An 18,746-nucleotide genomic window follows, 5' to 3' on the forward strand; every position below is an offset into this window, starting at 1 on the left:
ATGCGTGAACGCTGACGGGCCTGGAGCTCGTGTACCTCCCTTCGAATCGAACGACACCGTCACCCTCCGGGACGGCTCCCCAAGATCTGTGCCAGAACCCACAACCCATCGACAAACACTGTTCCTAGAGATGAACGAAGCCATCTTCTCTACCCGTGCAGCGGTCCGTACGACTTTGATGGTGCGGGAGTACAGGCGCGCGCCTCCACGACAGAGGGGTTTGCATGTGCCGTAGCGGCATGTGGTCCAGTAGGCGGTGAGCACGACGTTGAGAGGTTCCCTCGCATGCCCCTTCCTGCGATTCCCCGCCGGGTCAAGATCGGCGATGCCGCCGCGTTCGCCGGGACCACACCCCGCGCCATCCGCCACTACCACGCCATCGGGCTCCTCGTCGAACCGGAACGCGGCAGCGACGGCCGTCGCCGTTACGGATACGACGACATGATCCGCCTGCTGTGGATCCACAAGATGGCCGATGCGGGTATCTCCCTGGACGACATCCGGACCGCCTTCAAGGGCACCACCGGCATCGAGCAGTCCCTGGCCCGCCTGGAGGAGTCCCTCGCTTCCAAGGCGGCCGCCATCGAAGCCCAGCGGGCCGCCGTGCACCGCCTCCGCAAGGTGGGCAGCCCCCTGGGTTTGCTCTCACCTCTGGTCACTGGCCGCCTGCGCAATCTACCGCCCGGAGCCCTGCGCTCCGCCGACCTCGATACCCTCCTGGTCACGGAGCGCATCTTCGGCCCTCTGGGCGCCGCCATCCAGGCCGACCGGTTCATCGTCCTGGCCACCCACCCCGAGCTGCGGGCCGAGGATGTCCGACTGGCCGAGGCCGAGGCGGCCCTGGACGACACCATGTCTCCCGACGACCCCCGCATCGAAAACCTGGCCGCCCAGCGATGTGATCACGAGACCGCCCTGGCAGCCGCCATCGAAAGATCCGGCCTGGACGAGGCCCTCGACGTCCTCCTGGACCAGGGGGACGAGCACGCCGACGAGGAAGAAGACGGGGCGAGGATGAGCGTGATGGAGGCCATCGGCAAGATGCCGTACGACTTCTCCCCGGCCCGCGTCCGGTACGAGGAACGTGTCATCGAACTGTTTCACTCGGCCGATCAGGACGGCGACACCCCACGGACCTGCTGACTGGCGGCGGCGCTCGGGGCGAGCCCGACAGGAGCAGCCCGGAGTGGTGCGGCGCGAGTAACCCCGTTACCCCTGGCAGCCGTTGGAATTGTGTGATGAAAACCAAAGAGTATGCCGAGGGCACCTGCCCGCTTGACTATCAGTGCCGTCTGCCGCTGTCCACGCGCACCGTCAACCACCTCGCCAACCTGCTCATGCGTCATCTATAGGCGATTCGGCCCAGGTGGCAAATCCTGCCGCCGGGAAAGGTCGCGGTGATCGTGCTGGCCGTGCTGCGCTACGACCAGCGTCTGACCGACATGGCCGGCGGAAATGACGTGTCCGAGTCCACCGTCCGCCGCTGGCGCGACGAACTTATCGGGCTGCTCGCCGCCCAGGCGCCGCGCCTGGATCGCGCCTTGAAGAAGCTCGCGAAGCAGGGCGGGGAGGTGGTCCTGATCGACGGCACCCTCATCCGCACCCAGCGTTGCACCGGCAAGGCCGACCGGCGGAACTATTCCGGAAAGCACCGCCGCCACGGCCTGTACCTCCTTGCCCTGACCGACGAAAACGGGCGCCTGATCTGGATATCTGCCGCCCGGTCCGGCCGCACCCATGACAACACCGCCGCCCGCCGCGACCGCATCCTGGCCCACCTGCGCGCCGCTGGACTCGGGGCACTGGCGGGCCTTGGCTTCCGCGGCCTGGACAACGACATCCTCGACCCCGTGATCGTCACCGGCTACACCGCCAGCCGCATCCACAAACTCACCCCGGGCCAGAAGGACGCCAACCGCGTCCTCGCCATCGGACGCGCACCGGTCGAGCACGGCTTCGCCCACCTCAAGAACTGGCGGATCCTCACCAAGCTCCGCACCGAACCCGCCCGCGCCACCCGCCTCCTGCGCGCTCTGCTCGTCCTGACTAACCTCGAAGTCAACCGCTGACTCACGGAACAGACTGGCCCACGTGCTCTCGGAAAATTCAACGGCTCTGCGCGACGTCGAGTTCCCGATGGAGATGTGACGTTTCGCCCACCCCTTTGACCTGTCGCAGCGCACCATGGCAGCCCCATACTCCAGAACCCGACAAACCAACGGGCGAAGGAGCAAGGTGAGTACGGCGGCAGCGGCAGGGACCTGGAAGCTCGGGGACCTGGAGGTGAATCGCATCGGCTACGGCGCGATGCGGCTGACGGGCAACGGCATGATGGGGAACTCCGACAGCACACCGATCGACCGCGATCTCGCCGTCGGCCTGCTGCACCGCGCGTTCGAGCAGGGTGTCAATCACATCGACACGGCCGCTTTCTACTTCTCACCGCTGCGGTCCGCAAACGAGCTGATCAACCGCGCCCTCACGTCCTGGTACGGCGACGTGGTCGTGGTGACCAAGGTCGGCCCGGCGCGCGGTCCCTCCGGCGAGTGGCTCACCATGGTCCGCCCCGACCAGCTGCGCGGCCAGGTCGAGGAAAACCTGCGCCAACTCGGCCGAGACCACCTGGACGTGGTGAACCTGCGCGCCAACGGCCCCGGCACGGCCTCGATCGCCGAGCACTTCGGCGCCCTCGCCGAACTGCGCGAGGCCGGCCTGATCCGGCACCTCGGGCTCTCCGCTGTCCTGCCTGAGCACGTGGCCGAGGCCCGAACGATCGCGCCCGTGGTCTGCGTGCAGAATTCCTACGGCCTGGACTGGCGCCGCGCTGACGAGAGCGGGCTGGTGGACCTGTGCCGGGAGCAGGACATCGCCTTCGTCCCGTTCTTCGCGGTCTCCGGTCTGCGGCGCGAGGCAGCCGCAGACCAGGAGCACGACGCGCGCGTCCACTCCGTCGCCCGCGCCCACAACGCGACGCCGGCCCAGATACGGCTCGCCTGGACCCTCCACCGCGGTCCGCACGTGCTGGCCATTCCCGGCACCACGAACCCAGCACACCTCGAAGAGAACATCGCCGCCGGAAGCTTGCGCCTGACCGAGCATGACTTGGCCGTCCTCGACAAGCCAACCAAGGGCACTGCCAGAGCCTCGACCGTCTGATCGTTTGAAGGGCCTCAACCCCGCCGACAAACGATCTACTCCACAGACTGCCGTCCACGACCGGCGTGAGCATCCCGGAAGAGCATCACACCAGCCCTTTGACCTGCAACTTCAAGTTGACGGAGGCTCACTCCGGCCGGTGGACTCCACTCGGTGGAGTGGAGCCGGGAATCGTCGGTGCGCACCATCGCACCGGGTGCGCGCCACCGGGTGCGCTCAGCAGCCGGCTTCCCGGCCGCGGTGCGGACCGGGCGCCTGCGGACGGGGCGCCTGCTGGTCGTCCGGGCGCACCGCGTCGGCGTCATCCTGGCCGCTATAGCGGTCCCCGCGGACGCAGGAGTTGTCGGCCGCCTTGGCGAACGCGTCCTGGATGCGGCGTAGCCGGTCGGCGGTGAGATCGAGGGCTTCCACGTCCTTGCGGGACTCCCGCAGGGCCCGCAGCGCCGTCATGTCGATCGCCTCCCCGCGACCGGCCCCCGGCTCTTGACCGGCGGGCTCGGGATCTGCGGCCGGGTACGCGAGCAGCTGCTCGGGCCCGCCCCTTCGGTGGGCGGCGATCGAGGGAGCAGCATGCAGGCGACTCCCTTGATCATGGTCTGGCCGCGGCTGATCGCGAGGGCGGTCAAGGGAAGATCTGGCGCGCGATCCTCGAACCGCCGTGACAGCCGCCACCAAGGCCACACGAGATCACCGACCCCACGGCACCCGCCTCATCAATTCCTTTTGCACCCTCCGAAGACGCGACCGCCGTCGAGTGGGATCCTGTGGTAGCGAATGCTCTTCCTAGGTCATGGCTGCTGGCTATGCTCTCTGCCTAGAAGCGGCGTGTGGTGGAGCTCTAAGACCGTGTCCTACATGGTCAGTTGGTCGTTGGACTGGTCATGGGGAGTGGGCGGTGGGGATGGATCGTGCCGGATGGCCTGTGGGAGATCGCCAGGCCGCTGTTGCCGCCGGCGCGAGTGCGTCCGCAGGGCGGCGGGGTTGCGAACATCGATGACGAGGCGGTGTTCGCCGCGATCATCTATGTGCTGGTCAGTGGCTGTGCCTGGCGGGCGTTGCCGCCGTGCTTTGGGGCGTCGAAGTCGACCGTGCACCGCCGGTTTCTCATCTGGTCCCGGGCCGGTGTGTGGGGACGACTGCACCAGAAGGTGCTCGAGCTCCTGGACGGCCAGAACCTCGTCGACCTGTCGCGCGCTGTCCTCGACTCCGCTCACGTCCGCGCTAAAAAAGAGGCGAACTTGCAGGTCCGAGCCCCGTGGATCGGGGTAAGCCCGGTTCCAAGATGCATGTCCTGTCCGACGCGAACGGACTGCCCCTACGCGTCGGAGTCTCCGCGGCCAACACCCACGACAGCCAGGCCCTGAAGCCGATGCTGTCCCACTTCCACATGGGACACGAATCCCACGCGACCGATTCCAAGCCTCAACGCCTTCATGCGGACAAGGCATACGACGTGCCTCACCTGCGGCGATGGCTCTGGGGCAAGCGCATCGGCGTCCGCATCGCCCGCAAGGGAGTCGAGTCCAGCGAGCGACTCGTCCGACGCAGGTGGGTCATCGAACGCACCATGTCCTGGCTGTCCGGCTACCGCGGACTCAACCCCCGCTACGGACGCGATCCCCGCAACTACCTGGCCTAATCCGGGATTAGTAGTGGTGGCTCCGTGGACGCCGAGCTGATGCCTGTGCCCGACCAAGCCTCGACGCTCGCTGATAGATCGAGCACGGTTCGGCGTCTTCGTGGCCACCACCACAGCGCGGATGTTGGTGCTCGTCGGTGCTGGGCGAACGCCTGTACCTGGCCGGGCCTTGATGCCTAGAGAAAGATCGGCGCCGTCGAGCGCCGTCGAGTGTCAACACCCGCACCTGACTCACTCGTTGGTGTTGGTGGAGCGAGCCCGCCCCGCGGCGATCTCTCCTTGGGCCCGAGCTGACCGAGCTCCCGAAGAGACCGAGGCCCGCGGGGCGAGCTGGTGCCGCGAACAGCTACTGAGGTGGCGGACCGGCCACAGGGCTGAGTCCTGGGATTAGGCCGCTGCGTGGCCCGCATGAGCTCGTGACCAGCAGGAACGGCACAACGGAGGGAAAGACCTTGATCTACTGCGGTATTGACTGGGCCGAACGCACGCATGACGTCGCCCTGGTCGACGACAGTGGCCGGTTACTGGCCAAACGGCACATCACCGACGACGCCGTCGGCTACAAGATCCTCCTGGACCTGCTCGCCGAATACGGCGACACCGAGGAGAACCCGATCCCGGTGGCCATCGAGATCTCCCGCGGCCTGCTGGTCGCCTGCCTTCGTGCGACCGGCCGCCCCATCTACGCGATCAACCCGATGGCCGCCGCCCGCTATCGCGACCGGCATTCGGTCTCACGCAAGAAGTCCGACCACCTCGACGCCATGGTCCTCGCGAACATCCTGCGGACCGACGCCGTCGCCCACCGCGAACTGCCCGCTGACTCCGAGCTCGCCCAGGCCATCGCAGTGCTCGCCCGCGCCCAGCAGGACGCCGTGTGGGACCGCACCCAGGCCGCCAACAAGCTCAGCTCGCACCTGCGAGAGTACTTCCCCGGCTTCCTGGCCGCCGTCGGCGTCCGCCGCGAGGGCGTCTGCCACCCCATCGCCCGCGTCTTGCTGGCGGCCGCCCCCACCCCAGGCCAGGCCGCCCGGCTGACCCGCGCCCAGCTGCGGTCGCTGCTGAAGAAGGCCGGCCGCAAGAACACCGTCGACGCAGAGGCCGAGCGCCTCCAGACGGCGCTGCGCGCCTCACAGATGCGCCAGCTCCCTCTGGTCGAAGAGGCCATGGGCCGCCAGACCCTCGCGCTGCTTCGGCAGCTGGACGCCGCCTGCACCAGCGCCGACGACCTCGCCGACGCCGCGATGGAGTCTTTTGAAAAGCACCCGGACGCCGAGATCATCACCGGCTTCCCAGGGCTCAGCGCGCTCAGCGGCGCCCGGGTGTTCGCCGAGATCGGAGACGACCGATCCCGCTTCGCCGACGCGAAAAGCCTCAAGGCCTACGCCGGATCGGTCCCGATCACCAGGGCCTCCGGCAAGAGCGTGGCCGTCCTGGCCCGCCGGGTCAAGAACCAGCGACTGGCCGGCGTCGGTTACGTGTGGGCCTTTGCAGCCATGGCCCACTCAGACGGCGCCAGAGCCCACTACGACCGTCGCCGCGAGGCCGGAGACCGCCACACCGCCGCCCAGCGCAACCTCTTCAACCGCATGCTCGGCTGCCTCCACCACTGCCCCACCCACCGCGTCCACTACAGCGAAGCCGTGGCCTTCCCCGCACCATCGGAAACGCAACACGACGAGGCCGCTTGACAGTTCTTCCGCATCGGATGTCTCGATGCCCGGCATCGGCGTCAGGACCGCCGCAGTCCTCCTGACCACCGTCGGCGACGGCAGCTCGTTCCTCACCGCCGCCCACCTGGCCTCCTACGCCGGACTCGCCCCGGCGACCCGGCAGTCCGGCACATCGATCCACGGCGAACACGCCCCCAGAGGCGGCAACCGGCAGCTGAAACGGGCGATGTTCCTCTCCGCGTTCGCAGCCCTCCACGATCCCGCCTCCCGGACCTACTACGACCGCTGCCGAGCCCGCGGCAGAACCCACACCCAGGCCCTCCTCCGCCTCGCCCGCCACCGCATCAGCGTCCTGTTCGCCATGCTCCGCGACGGAACCTTCTACGAACCCCGACCAGCCACAACGGGCTGATCCGCAGCGTCCTCGCCGCACACAGAACAGTCACGCTCGTCGACCGAGTCCGCCACGACCGGATGACCACAGAAGTCGCAGGGACGTATGCCCTCGCCCGCCGATTCCCGAACAGGCACGTCATCGCTCATGACCGCCACACTGCCACGCGAGCACCTTGACCAAAGACATAGAGGCACCCCCCTTGCCCCTTGCCCCTTGCCCCTTGCCCGACCGGGCTCATCCACTGCGTGCGCGGGCCGTCGCACGGACGGCGAGGACGCACTCACGGGCGTCCGGCGTCCGCGCCCGTCCGGAGCGGAACCACACACCCGGTGCACTGATCACGAGCGTTGTCGACGCCGACTGGGCTGCCGAGAGGGACATCTCGCGCGTCACGTCCACCGTTTGTCATCAGGTCTGTCCTCACTGCACGCTGCTGACGCACAACCACGGCCGTGCGCTCAGATCACCAGCGGTGCCTCCGACCAGCGGCGGACCCGGTACGGTGCCCACCACAGATGGTCGCCGAAGCGCAGGACGAGGTGCTCGGAGACAAGGTCCTCCAGGACGGGCCCCGGGATCGCGTCGGCGGGCGCGCCGTCGGCGAGGGCCGCCACGGCCTCGTGGTACTCCGGTTCGTCGATGGTGAAGCGGCGCAGCTCGCCGTAGCGCCGGTCGCGGACCTGGATGAAGCCGGGGCCGTACCGGAAGATGCATTTGCAGATGTAGTACGTGGTGCGCCAGGCGAGCGCCGTCGCGACCGGGTCCGCGGTGCCGAGGACGGCGGTCGGCGGGTGGAGGTGGCAGAAGTGGCGCCAGGCGTCGGGGTCCGAGCCGGTGCGGAGCTGCCAGTCGACCGAGACGGCCAGGCTGGTCAGGTCGCCCACGAAGCTCAGCGCTCTGACCGTCCAGGCCGCGTCGGCGGCATCCGTCAGGTCCACGGGGCGGGGCAGGATAACGTGCCGGGCCCCGGCGGCGAACAGCCGCCGGGCGGCCTCGCCGCCGGACATGTCGATCTCGTAGCGGCCCAGGGACATGGCGGGCAGGGGGCCCACCTCGGGGTCGTAGTCCCGTGAGGCGGTCACGGTGAAGGGGGCGGTGGCGGTGAGAGCAGGAGTCATCGTCGTCCCTCGGTCGGGCGGTGGCGCGGTCGTCAGGCGGTCGTCGGGGCGAGTTCGGCCTCGCGGGCGGCGGTGTGCCGCATGTGGTCGATCCGCAGAAACTCCTCGTTCAGGGCGGGCGGCGCGATCTGCACGAACTGCCCGCTGTCCTCGAACACGACGCCCAGCTCCCGCCACCGCTTCAGGACCCGGAGCAGGTCGGCCTCGCCGACGGGGTGGTCCGCGTCCAGCTTGCGCGCGGCCGCTTTCACCGTGTGCGGCTGGTCGAGCAGCCGGAACAAGGCCAGTTCGCGCGGGTCGGTCAGTTCCAGGCGGGTCCAGTCGAAGGCCCGGCGCCTGCTGACCAGGACGATCCGGTCCTCCAGGTCGCAGTGGGTGAGGCGGCTGCCGGCGTAGTTCCGCTTCCAGCGCGCGATGCCCGCGTCGAGCCGTTCGACGACGTCCTCGCCGATCCCCCGGGGCGGTACGTCGAAGACGTACGCCAGGTCGAACATCTCCTCGTCGGGGAGGTCGTAGGTGAGCCGGTACGGTTCGGCGGGGCGCAGCTCGGAGAAGCCGAGCCCGGGGTTGTCGAAGTACGGGCTGAACCGCTCGATCGCGATCCGGGAGGACGGGCCGACGGGCGGGTTCAGGTGTTCCAGCGCGGCCAGTTGGTCCACCACGTCGTCGTAGTCCTCGGCGTCCTCGCCCGGAAAGCCGTGCAGGTAGTTCCAGGCGACCGAGAGGCCCACGGTGGCGGCGTCACGGAGCATCCGCACGTTCTGGCCGCCGGTCACGCCCTTGTCCATCAGGGTCAGCACCCGGCTGTTGAGACTCTCGATGCCGGGCTGGACGAAGATCAGGCCCGCGTCCGCCAGGGCCTGGAGCTGTCCGCGCCGCATGTTGGACTTGATCTCGATGTGCATGCGCAGGTCGTAGCCGCTGTCGATGATGCGGGGCAGCACCGACTTCACGTACCCCATGTCCAGGATGTTGTCCACGACGTACATGTCCAGGACCCGGTGCCTGCGCGCCAGGTCCATGATCTCGTCGTAGAACACGTCGGGGCTCTTGCTTCGGAACTCCATGAACGAGCCGTTCAGCCCGCAGAAGGTGCAGTGGTGCTTCTCGCCCCACCAGCAGCCGCGCGCCCCCTCGACGACCAGCTTGGGCTCGACCCAGTTCCGGGCGTGGGACGAGGCGAGCCGCTCGAAGTACCCCGAGTAGTCCGGCGGCAGGATCGCGGCGGGCGGCAGCGGCTTGGTGCTCATGGCGTTCACCACGGAGGTGCCGTCCGTGTCGCGCCAGCACAGCCCGGGGACCTCGGACAGGGGCTCGCCCGCGTTCAGGGCCCTGATCAGCGCAGGGAACGACACCTCGCCCTCGCCGCGCAGCACGTGGTCCACGAAGGGGAAGTTGCGGTGGACGGCCTCGCCCTGCTTGCCGTCGCAGTTGGCGCCGCCCATGGCCGTCACGATGTGCGGGGCGAGCCGCTTGACGTATTTGGCGGCGGCCAGGGCGGCGGTGTTCTGCTGGAACGTCGAGGTGAACCCGACCACGTCCGGGGCGAGTTCCACGATGCGTTCCGCTATGTGCCGGACGAAGTCGGGTGCGGTGACGTGCAGGGCCTGTGTCATCTCCATCCGGGCCCCGGGCACCCGGTTGGCCATCGCCGCGGTGAACTCGGCGACGCGCCATTCGGGATCGTCGTAGAGAGCGGAGGAGAAGACCCAGTCGCCGCAGCCCAGGAAATACGATCCGAGTGCGTAATAGGAGTAGTCCTCCAAAGTGAATTCCGTGTTCCTGGTGATCCAGTCCACGTATTCGATGTTCGCGTGCAGAACGTCCGCTGTGCTGTTTGGTACGCGCTCGTCGACGCTGCGCTTGAGAATTCCGAGAGCCAGCGACGGGAGATCGATCGGGGCCCAGGGCATGTTCACCAGGAGTACGCGCACGGCTCGCCTCTTCTCATGTGATCAGTGCACGGCATGACGGGTCGGCCGGGCGTCGGCCGGGAAGTCGTCAGGCGCCGGGCGGGGCGCCTGACGACCTCCGTGACGGGGCACCGGCCGGGGAGTCCGGCCGGTGTCCTCCGGACGGGGCCGGCCGCGCACGGTGGCGGGACCAGCCCCTCGGCGCTACTGGTCCTCGTCCTCCATCTCCTCCGCGGAACGGAAGTAGACGACGACGCCAACGCCCGGCTTGCGGCTCTCCTCGTCACCGTCGAGCGGGTCGCCGTGGATGATGTCCTTCTGCATGGTGTTCACCTCCTCTCCGGGAGTGGTGGCGGCTCGGCCTGATCGGGCCCGGAAGGCAGCCCGCCGCCGAGAAACGCGAGGGACCGTCGTATGACGGCCAGGTGGTCGGCTCCGTCGTAGCCGTCGTGGCCCGAGTCCAGCCACATCACCTCGTGCGGGACACCACCCGCACGCAGCACGGCCAGGTACGCCTCGATCTGCTCCGGCGGACACTTGGCGTCCCGGCGCGCGGCGACGACCAGCAGCGGGGAGCGGATGGCGGCGGCGTACGAGGACGGGGAGGCGTGGGCGTAGGCGCCCGGCACCTCGTCGGGAGTGCCGCCGAACAGCGAGGTGTCCAGCGCCTGGAGGGCGGGCGTGGAGTGCCGGAAGGCGGTGGCGCAGTCGGCGAGTGGTTTGACGGCCACCCCGACATCCCACAGGCCGGGGCGGGTCCCCATCGCCAGCAGGGTCAGATAGCCGCCCCACGACGTGCCGCACAGGCCCACGGAGCCCGGGCGGCCGATGCCTCGTTCCAGCAGGTCGGCCCGGACCCGCACCAGGTCGGCGACCTGGGTGTGGCCGACGCCCTCGGAGTACGCGGAGCGCCAGCGCGGCCCGTAGCCGGTCGAGCCCCGGTAGTTGACGCGGGCCACGGCGAGGCCCGAGCCGACCAGGGTCTGCACCATGGGGTCGTAGGCGTCGCGGTCGTGGTCGGCCGGGCCGCCGTGGACGAGGAGGACCAGCGGGTAGGGTCCGGGGCGGTCCGCGGGTGTGGTGACGAAGGTGTGCACGGGGCCGTCGGGTCCCGGTGTCCACAGGTCCCGGCGGTGGCCGAAGCGGGGGACGCGCCACTGGCTCTGCCCGGGCAGCGGCGCACCCGACAGGGACATCGCGCGGGGCACGGTCACCGCGTCGGTCCAGATGTAGTGCACGTCGCCGCCGGCGGTGGGTGACGCGGCCAGGATGCTTCCCTCGGGGGTGGGCACGGGGGTCAGCTCGCCGCGTTCCAGGTCCGCGGTGAACAACCTGCTGCGGCCGTGCCGGTCCTGTCGCAGCAGGACCCTCGCGCTGCCCGGGCCGGGGTACCAGCGGGCGGTCGTCTCGGTGTCGAAGGAGCACCAGGGCAGCAGTTCCAGTCCGGCGCCGGGGCTCCAGACACCGAGGTGGTAGCGGCCGGCCCGCTCGCGCATGACCAGCAGCAGCGTATGGCCGGACGTGCCCCGGGGGCCCGGGGGCGGGGTGGGCGCGGGCGCGAAGCCGAGCGCCCAGGTGCGTTCCCGGGTGCCGGAGAGCACCGCGGCGGTGCTCCCGTCCGGGGTCAGCAGCGTCACGGCGCGGGCCGAGTGCGCGGGGCCGGTCACCGCCAGCAGGCCGCCGTCCGGCGCCAGATCGCACAGGGTGGCGGAGTCCGTCGTGCGCAGGACGGGTGTGCCCCGGCCGCCGCGCCGCCCCAGGTGCACGCTGAATCCCTCGCTCCCGCGGATGCCGACGGCCACCGTGCCCCGTTCCGTCAGCGCCAGCCCGGCGTGCCGCCCGCAGGGCACGTCGAGCAGCGCCGGGCGGTCCGGGCCGCCGTCGAAGTCCTGGGTGCGCCAGCCGCCGCTGCCGCCGCGGTCCTCGTCGAACCACCACACGGCCTCGTCGCCGTCGATGGCGCACAGCAGCGTGCCGTGGGGACGGTCGGTCAACTGCCGTCCGCCGCCGCTGGACCGGTCCCAGGTGAAGATCTCGCACCGGCCGTCGGCGTCCCCCGTGTACACCATCCGGTCCGGGTTGCGGGGACTGGTCACCGGCAGCACCGGTCGGTAGACGCCGTAGCCGCGCGTGACCGTCCGCGGGGAGAACGCCGTCACGGCACCTCCCGGACGACGAGAGCGGACCTGGCCGTCGCGTACAGGGCCAGCGCGGCGAAGGCCCCGGCGCAGCCCCACGCGACCGTGCGGCCGCCGTACGCGGCCACCAGGACCCCGGCCAGCACCGGGGCGAGCGCGGCGACGCCCTGGCCGGCGGTACCCAGCACCGTGCCCATCCGGGCCAGCAGACCGTCGGGGGTCACCAGCACCGCCCGGGTCTGGAGCACGACCGCCACCGACGGCACGATCAGCGACACCCCGCTCAGCAGCAGCCCGTAGACCCAGGTCTGGGAGGCGTACGCGAGCCCGGCTGCCGTCGGCACCATGACCCACGAGGCGCCCGTGACGATCCGGGGAGCCGCCACCCGCCGCACCAGCCAGGGCGCGGCGAGCGCGCCCAGCAGCCCGCCGACGCCCGCGAGGGTGAGGATGAGACCGATCGAGGAGGGGCTGGCGCCCTCGGCGTGCGAGGCGAAGACGGCGTGGAAGTACAGCGCTCCCAGCAGGGCGTTGACCCCGGCCGTCCACACGACCACGAAGCGCAGGAAGGGGTGCGCCCACACGAAGCACAGGCCGTCGGCCAGCTCACGGGCGAAGGACGGGGCGGTTGTCTCCCGTACGGGCGTCAGGTCCGCGCGGATCGCCCTGCTCAACACGGCCACCAGCAGGAACGATACGGCGTCCGCGAGCAGCGGTACCCACCGCGCCGCCTGGTAGAGGACCCCGCCCAGCGTCGGGCCGACGATCTGGACCGCCTGGTCCCGTGCCTGGAGGTACCCGATCGCCCGGGGGTACTCCTCGGGGGGCACGAGCCGCCGGATCGTACCGGAGGCGGCCGCCCCGTAGGTGGCGCTGGCCGCCTGCTCGACGACGGCCGCGACGAGTACGTGGAGGAGGACGACATGGCCGAGTGCCACGGTCACGAACACCGAGCCCATAGCGCCCGCGGCGACCAGGGCCGCCGTGTACATCATCGGCTTGCGCGGCAGCCGGTCGGCGAACACGCCCGCGACCGGCGAGACGACGAGCCCGCTGACCAGTGCCACCGAGGCGACGAGGCCGGCGAGCCCGGACGAGTACCCGGCGCCCAGGAGGATCAGCGGAAGGAAGAGGGCGGACGCACAGGTCCCGAGACCGTCGACGGCGCCCGCCACCCAGAAGAGGGAGTAATCCCGTCTTCGGAAAGGAGAAGAAGGCGAGCCTTTTGATAATCGCTCGCCTTCCGCTAATTCAGGGCCGGAAGGCATTGAATTCCGTTCGGCATCGCCCATCAGTCATCCCGCTCGGGGAGTAATTCTGACGCTGACGCACCCACATCGCCCCCTGCAATGAGCGGACTTACGGCCGGTGAGGGTGCGATCGTAGCGAAGGGGTTCACGGCGCACAATACCGTCCCTGAAATGGCATTTTCGATCAAGAAATGGCTCGCCCCGGCACGGCGAACGGTCCGCGTTGGTGCCACGCCACCTCGCACGGCCGTCGATTCCGGAACGGCGGGAAACGCGCAACGCGCGCCGCGGCCCTCGGTGTCGGGCGGAGGACGCGGCCCGTCGCCGCGTCCTCCGTCCGGAGGGTGATCCTGCCTGGCCGGACGCTCCTCCGCCGCCGCGGCACCGGGGCCGCCGCCGGGCGCGGGGGCCGCGGCGGACTCGGATCCGCCCGCCCCGTGGAGTACCGCAGTCCCCTTCCGGTTGCCCGCCGGGTCCTGACCGCGCACGGCGGGCCCTCATCTCCGGCCACGGTGCGGCAGCGCGGAGCGCGGGCGGTCGAAGGGCGGGCTGACCGTCGAACGGCAGCAGTGCCGCGATGAGTTACGGGTGAAGGCGGCAGAGAAGGTCGCCCGGGACGCAGGACGAGGCGGGCTCGTTGATCGCCCAGGCCGCTCGGCGTCGTCCGGTTCGCCGATCTCGGTCAGGACGAGCTGGGTGAGCGTCGGAGCCGACCGATGCCGCTCCGGTCAGCGGACGCAGGGGAACAGCCCAGCCCCCTGTCCCCCGAGCAGGACCGCCCTCCCGCCCACTGGTCGGACCGGAGGATCGCGGGGCGCCCGGCACTGCCGCCGGACGCCCCGGATGTCAGATCACCGTACGACGACCTGGGCGCTGCCCGTGACGCCGCCGGAGGTCACCGAGACGATGACGGTGCCGGAGCGAAGGGCGGTGAGGGCGCCGGTGGAGGGATCGACGGAGGCGACCTTCGGGTCGCTGGAGGACCACATGTGGGACGCGGGGTCCGCGATCGGGATGGTGAGCGGGGCAATGTTGTCGCCCTCAATCTGGTCGCCGGACGCGGTCAGCGTGAGGCGGTCGCTCCGGCCGATGGGGTCCTTGGGACCGTGGACGGTGACGGAGGCGAGCGCCGGTTCGACGGTGTACTGGAGGTCGCCGTCGTCACCGATCCGGACCGGCCCGAAGGGCGTTGTCACGTTGTTGGGTGTGTGGGTGTCTGACGGTGTGTCGAGGTGTGGTGGGGCCGGTGCTCAGGCCGTGGCAGGTCGGTCCGTGACGCCGGTGGTCTGCTCCCAGATGGTGAAGCGGACGGTCATTTCGGCTCGGTAGTGAGGTGCGGGCATCAGGTGGCGACGAGGCCGGAAGTGGGGTGCGATGCCACTGAACACGGACAGGAACCTCTGCGCCCCGCCCACGGAGCGGAAGAGCCCTTCATGACCCGTTCACGTTGCCTCGTCGGCTGGTGGCTGTTCTCTGCCCGGTTGTTCAGTCCCTTGTGCGAGCGATGCTGGACGCAAGGCATGACCTCGCGGTGGGCGGCGCTGTAGGAGCGGAGCCTGTCGGTGACGATCACCCTCGGCACTGCCCGGGTCTTCGTCATCAGCCTGCGGAGGAACCGTCTGGCCGCGGCCTTGTCGCGGCGGTTCTGCACGAGGACGTCGAGGACGTTGCCGTCCCGGTCCACAGCCCGCCACAGATACTTCTGCTCACCGTTGGTCTTGATGAAGACTTCGTCGAGATGCCATGTGCCGCCGGGCCGGGGACGCCTGCGGCAAAGCCCGTTCGCGTAGGCCTGCCCGAACTTCCGACACCACCGTCGCACGGTCTCGTACGAGACGATCACGCCGCGCTCGAGCATCAGTTCCTCGACCTCGCGGTAGGACAACGGGAAGCGGAAGTACAGCCACACACAGTGGGAGATCACCTCGACCGGGTACCGGTGCCCCTTGTACGACGGCGACGCGTCCCCCACGGACGGCCCCCTCCAGCATGGTCAATCCGGAGATCAGCCCACCCGCTCAGCCAACGTGACAGCACCCGCAGGAGAGTCTTTCCCGGGCTACGGGAGGGGAGGCACGGGCCGAAAATTCGCGTGTGACGAGCGTTGACGCTCGTACACACTGCGTGGATGGTTGCTGACACTTCCTGGTCACCTCACCACTCAGCCTTGCGGCACGTGGCAGCTCGGTCGTCCGGAGCCCCTCTCGCCCCCGGGCCGAAGCTCACCATGAACTTTCACCCCGACCGCATGGTGGGCAATCGGCTCCTTCTTCTTCGGATGGCGGAGGACGGCGTCTACTACTCACAGTTTGTGACCGGCACCAGCAACGGCGGCCTGACTGCGTACCCGGGCGGAGATCGGTGGCACTGGGAGAGCCGCATCTTCGGCGGCGCCTACGATCACGCCGCACCTCACGAGCGCCCTGTCTACGGGGCGCTCAACTATCGGAACTCGCCGGTCGGCGGGGCACCTCGATTCGGCTCCTCTCATTTCCGGCTCACCACTGACACCCTCGAACGCGCGACCTTCTGCTATCCAGACAGCTCGACGCACCCCTCGGTCTTCGCTGTGGCGTCCCGTTTCGCCCTCATCGGCATGGCCGAGGCTGACGGGCTGGACGCCCTGGACGGACACATTGAGGCTCACCTCCACGGATCCGTCAGATTCGACCGGGACGTTGAGGCATTGGTCTTGGACCCCAGCTACCGAGACACGGACGTGGAGGAGGCGGCCCACCTCCTTCCGTGCCCGATCGAGTGGCATCCGGGCTTCCGACTGACCGTGGAGCATTTACGGCGACACCCTGACTACCGGGGCCAGGAATACGTCGACCTGGGCGCCAGGATCGCGGCCGACGGATGTCTGGACCCCTGGGCGATCGGCAGGGCCGCCCGCACAGACCCTTACGACTCGCAGGCGCTCAAGAAGGTCTGGCACTGCTTGGCGCGCTTTGGTGCCCCGCCCCCGGTTGCCAGTGCAGTTTCTGGCCCGACCACAACCTGTTGCTCCGCGAAAGCAGCAGAAGGATGAACTCGGCCTGATCTTCGACAGGGCTTGGAGGACCTGTCGAAGTACCGACGACCAAAGGTGAGTCTCATCGACTCCTCCCGGAATGATCGGCATCCCCAGGGTGACCGGGGCGCGGTTGCGCGTTCGGGCCAGCCGGTCGAGTGACGAGAGTTTGCTGCGGACGGCTTCAAGGCTGATCTGGAGTCCTTGGACCTCGCCGAGCCAGCCGTTGGCGCGGGCCTCCTCGATACGGTCTCCGAGGTTGCGGATGATCTCTTGCAGACGTCGGCGCCGCGGCGGGTCGACGCGGAACATCGGGTACCAGACGCAGGCTTCTCTGAACTAAGGTCCAGCCTCTGAGTAAGGGACCGACGCTCGCACTCCGTTCATGGCGAGGTGCCCGTTTCGCTTCCGGGGCGGTCTGCTGTCAGCCCCTCTTGTTATCGTCCCCGCCGTGACTTCAGCCGATCATGTACTCGACCTGATCCGGAGCAATCCGGATGTTTCCAACCTCCTTGAAGGCGCCTACGACTTCGACATCTCGCGCGGTGATCACGGGGAGGACATCCACCTGTCCTCGGGCGCTCCGCTGAAGGGTTTCGCTGGTGATGCTGCTGGTGGAACGTACTTCCTGTGCGGCGAACCCGGCGGCCGACAGCCCGTGGTGTATGCCAGCTCCGAGGGGCAGGCCGGCCTGATAGCTGACGACCTGACAGCGGCCTTGGAGATCATCATTGGTCTTCCCTGCTGGCACGACTGCCTGAAGTTCTCGGGTGGGGGCGATGTGGAGGCCATGCAGATTGCGGCAGGGCACCTCGAACGAGACCTTGCGAAGTACGAGCCCGACATTGATGAGCACCGCGCCCGTCTGGCCGACGCCTTGTCTCTCGACTTGACGTCCACAGCAGAACTTGTCTCAAAGCTCAGAGAAGCGGTTGCGAGAACCGAGCCCGACCATGTGCTGCTCGGCGACGAAGGGGAGGACGACGCCTATGAGTCGCTGTTCGGAACCTTCCTGCCGAACGACAATCCGGGCTGGCGCTGACCAGCAACGTCATGCATCGCCTCAATGACGTCCTTCGACGTGGCGCACCCGGAGACCATCCCGGCGGACCTGGCCATGTACGACGAGGAGTTCCCGGGGCAGTTCCGCTGGGGCGGCGAACTCAACGTGGTCAAGGCGGCCCTGTTCCACAACCACCATGAGCCAGCCACGCCCGAGGACATCAACCAGTGGGCGCACTTCATGACGGTGCTGGAGGAACGGAACATCCCCCTCACCCTCCACTCGGATCTGGGCAACGACCAGCAGCCCACGAAGTACCTGCATCTACTGGAGCGTGTGCTTGACCGCTACCCGCGCAACAAGATCGTGTGGGCGCATATGGGCCTGTCGAAGGAGCTCGCGACGATGGACCCGCACTCTCACATCGCCATCACCAAGCGCCTCCTCGACGAGCACCCGAACCTGACGCTCGACCTCAGCTGGCGGGTCCTTCACGACCAGTACTTCACCAAACCGGAGGTGCGCAGACTGTACGCAAGGTTCCTCGGCGCCTACCCGTCCCGGGCCATTCCGGGCACGGACTTCGTGGCGTCGGCCAACAAGAACTACATCGTCTACAAGGAGGAGCTGGAGGTGACGAGCCGCATCAACAAAGACCTCGGTGACGAGGCGTTCCGCGGCATCGCGCTTGGGCAGAACTACTTCGACCTGCTCGGACTGAAAGACCGTGCTCCGGTCGTCTGCGCGGCTCGGCCGGCCACCAGATGAAGCTCAGTGCAGAGCCGGACGTTGCAGGGTCGACTGATACTGGACGCGGCGGACCACTGCCCGCCGTCAGCGGCTACTCAGCCACCAGGTATACGCGGCGAACAAGGCTGTACCAGTCGCTGTCGCCGCTCCACGCACCAGGGCGAACAGCGCAGTGCGTACGAGTCGCTGAAGGGTCTGGCCGGTCGTCCGGGTTCGCTTTGAGGGCATGGTGCATGCGGAGCATGCCGTTGCGGACGAGGATTCGGGGGTGTGCAAGCATCACCCACATGGCCGAGGAATCAGTGACGGGTACAGAGCAAACTGCGCAGTCCGGCGGGCTGACGGTCACGGTCACCACCACCGACAACATCCGCGTCCTGACACCGGCCGGAGAGATCGACCATCACACCGGCGACGCACCCCAGCCTGGCGGCCCCGGTCGCCGCACAACGCCAATGGAGATCACCTCATAGCACGTGAGCTACTGCTCCTCCGAGCGTCAGTTGCCTGCGGCAGGGGCCGACGTGACCGCCGGTCAATGCGGTGACCGTACGTCTCCGTCGTTCCGGTGGTTTGCCGTTCCCGGTGCCGGTGCCCGCCGTGAGCCGGCTCGGACACTGGCCGGAGCGGCACCGGGCCGCTGGAAGGGGGCCACATGCCCGACGGCAGGATTCTGATCGCGGTGCGAGAGCATTC

The 18,746-nt window shown here is 68.9% G+C and carries 15 protein-coding genes and 2 pseudogenes; 10 read left to right on the forward strand and 7 right to left on the reverse strand.

Annotated features, from left to right (window positions below; translation table 11 throughout):
• The first annotated feature begins 285 nt into the window (after window positions 1-285).
• From AMK33_RS39555 to AMK33_RS39565, 3 genes are all read left to right on the forward strand, one after another.
• Window positions 286-1,143 carry a MerR family transcriptional regulator gene (locus AMK33_RS39555; RefSeq protein WP_073938077.1) on the forward strand — a complete coding sequence of 286 codons (858 nt, stop codon included), beginning with the start codon at window positions 286-288 and terminating at the stop codon, window positions 1,141-1,143.
• Window positions 1,144-1,397: 254 nt separating this feature from the next.
• A complete protein-coding gene (locus AMK33_RS39560) occupies window positions 1,398-2,069 on the forward strand; it encodes a transposase family protein (protein WP_235618355.1) in 672 nt (223 codons plus the stop codon).
• 115 nt (window positions 2,070-2,184) lie between these two features.
• Window positions 2,185-3,156, forward strand: coding sequence for an oxidoreductase (locus AMK33_RS39565; RefSeq protein ID WP_201263172.1), 972 nt, complete (start codon window positions 2,185-2,187; stop codon window positions 3,154-3,156).
• Between the two features lie 216 nt (window positions 3,157-3,372).
• Here the strand turns inward: AMK33_RS39565 and AMK33_RS39570 are convergent, their stop codons facing one another.
• Window positions 3,373-3,606 carry a hypothetical protein gene (locus tag AMK33_RS39570; RefSeq protein WP_235618356.1) on the reverse strand — a complete coding sequence of 78 codons (234 nt, stop codon included), beginning with the start codon at window positions 3,604-3,606 and terminating at the stop codon, window positions 3,373-3,375.
• 431 nt (window positions 3,607-4,037) lie between these two features.
• Here AMK33_RS39570 and AMK33_RS42045 point away from each other — a divergent pair.
• The 3 genes and pseudogenes from AMK33_RS42045 to AMK33_RS39590 all read left to right on the forward strand — a co-directional run.
• A protein-coding gene (locus AMK33_RS42045) for an IS5 family transposase (protein WP_201263173.1) occupies window positions 4,038-4,795 on the forward strand; the annotation gives its coding sequence in 2 pieces (ribosomal slippage) (window positions 4,038-4,386 and window positions 4,386-4,795; 759 coding nt in all).
• Window positions 4,796-5,247: 452 nt separating this feature from the next.
• Window positions 5,248-6,486 carry an IS110 family transposase gene (locus tag AMK33_RS39585; RefSeq protein ID WP_073938080.1) on the forward strand — a complete coding sequence of 413 codons (1,239 nt, stop codon included), beginning with the start codon at window positions 5,248-5,250 and terminating at the stop codon, window positions 6,484-6,486.
• 22 nt (window positions 6,487-6,508) lie between these two features.
• Window positions 6,509-6,880, forward strand: a pseudogene (locus tag AMK33_RS39590) (transposase); the annotation flags it as partial.
• Window positions 6,881-7,323: 443 nt separating this feature from the next.
• Here the strand turns inward: AMK33_RS39590 and AMK33_RS39595 are convergent.
• The 6 genes and pseudogenes from AMK33_RS39595 to AMK33_RS39620 all read right to left on the reverse strand — a co-directional run bounded on the left by AMK33_RS39595 (window position 7,324) and on the right by AMK33_RS39620 (window position 15,256).
• Window positions 7,324-7,983 carry a DUF5825 family protein gene (locus AMK33_RS39595; RefSeq protein WP_073938081.1) on the reverse strand — a complete coding sequence of 220 codons (660 nt, stop codon included), beginning with the start codon at window positions 7,981-7,983 and terminating at the stop codon, window positions 7,324-7,326.
• Window positions 7,984-8,015: 32 nt separating this feature from the next.
• A complete protein-coding gene (locus tag AMK33_RS39600) occupies window positions 8,016-9,917 on the reverse strand; it encodes a RiPP maturation radical SAM C-methyltransferase (RefSeq protein WP_073938082.1) in 1,902 nt (633 codons plus the stop codon).
• A gap of 308 nt (window positions 9,918-10,225) precedes the next feature.
• Window positions 10,226-12,055, reverse strand: a complete 1,830-nt coding sequence (locus tag AMK33_RS39605) for a S9 family peptidase (RefSeq protein ID WP_073938083.1) — start codon at window positions 12,053-12,055, stop codon at window positions 10,226-10,228.
• Window positions 12,052-13,326, reverse strand: coding sequence for an MFS transporter (locus AMK33_RS39610; protein WP_327380512.1), 1,275 nt, complete (start codon window positions 13,324-13,326; stop codon window positions 12,052-12,054). Before AMK33_RS39610 ends, AMK33_RS39605 begins: the two co-directional genes overlap by 4 nt.
• An 809-nt stretch (window positions 13,327-14,135) precedes the next feature.
• Entirely contained in the window at window positions 14,136-14,480 is a 345-nt protein-coding gene (locus AMK33_RS39615; protein ID WP_073938085.1) for an Ig-like domain-containing protein, read from the reverse strand.
• 54 nt (window positions 14,481-14,534) lie between these two features.
• Window positions 14,535-15,256: pseudogene (locus AMK33_RS39620) on the reverse strand (IS6 family transposase).
• Between the two features lie 255 nt (window positions 15,257-15,511).
• Between AMK33_RS39620 and AMK33_RS39625 the strand changes: the two are divergent.
• The 4 genes from AMK33_RS39625 (at window position 15,512) to AMK33_RS42350 (ending at window position 18,523) form a co-directional block, all read left to right on the forward strand.
• Window positions 15,512-16,315, forward strand: coding sequence for a DUF3626 domain-containing protein (locus AMK33_RS39625; RefSeq protein ID WP_073938086.1), 804 nt, complete (start codon window positions 15,512-15,514; stop codon window positions 16,313-16,315).
• Window positions 16,316-16,748: 433 nt separating this feature from the next.
• Window positions 16,749-17,339, forward strand: coding sequence for a hypothetical protein (locus tag AMK33_RS39635; RefSeq protein WP_073938093.1), 591 nt, complete (start codon window positions 16,749-16,751; stop codon window positions 17,337-17,339).
• A 24-nt stretch (window positions 17,340-17,363) separates the two neighbouring features.
• On the forward strand, window positions 17,364-18,068 hold the full coding sequence (locus tag AMK33_RS39640; RefSeq protein WP_073938087.1) for an amidohydrolase family protein: 705 nt from the start codon (window positions 17,364-17,366) through the stop codon (window positions 18,066-18,068).
• Between the two features lie 269 nt (window positions 18,069-18,337).
• Window positions 18,338-18,523 carry a hypothetical protein gene (locus tag AMK33_RS42350; RefSeq protein ID WP_143203921.1) on the forward strand — a complete coding sequence of 62 codons (186 nt, stop codon included), beginning with the start codon at window positions 18,338-18,340 and terminating at the stop codon, window positions 18,521-18,523.
• The last annotated feature ends 223 nt before the right edge of the window (window positions 18,524-18,746 follow it).

This window comes from Streptomyces sp. CB02400 (assembly GCF_001905725.1).
Classification (GTDB): domain Bacteria; phylum Actinomycetota; class Actinomycetes; order Streptomycetales; family Streptomycetaceae; genus Streptomyces; species Streptomyces atrovirens.

Coding starts and splice junctions, on each gene's coding strand:
- AMK33_RS39610 (WP_327380512.1), bottom strand. CDS start 13,326: ATGGGCGATGCCGAACGGAATTCAATGCCTTCCGGCCCTGAATTAGCG.
- AMK33_RS39595 (WP_073938081.1), bottom strand. CDS start 7,983: ATGACTCCTGCTCTCACCGCCACCGCCCCCTTCACCGTGACCGCCTCA.
- AMK33_RS39570 (WP_235618356.1), bottom strand. CDS start 3,606: ATGACGGCGCTGCGGGCCCTGCGGGAGTCCCGCAAGGACGTGGAAGCC.
- AMK33_RS42350 (WP_143203921.1), top strand. CDS start 18,338: ATGGCCGAGGAATCAGTGACGGGTACAGAGCAAACTGCGCAGTCCGGC.
- AMK33_RS39625 (WP_073938086.1), top strand. CDS start 15,512: ATGAACTTTCACCCCGACCGCATGGTGGGCAATCGGCTCCTTCTTCTT.
- AMK33_RS39555 (WP_073938077.1), top strand. CDS start 286: ATGCCCCTTCCTGCGATTCCCCGCCGGGTCAAGATCGGCGATGCCGCC.
- AMK33_RS39640 (WP_073938087.1), top strand. CDS start 17,364: ATGACGTCCTTCGACGTGGCGCACCCGGAGACCATCCCGGCGGACCTG.
- AMK33_RS39565 (WP_201263172.1), top strand. CDS start 2,185: ATGGCAGCCCCATACTCCAGAACCCGACAAACCAACGGGCGAAGGAGC.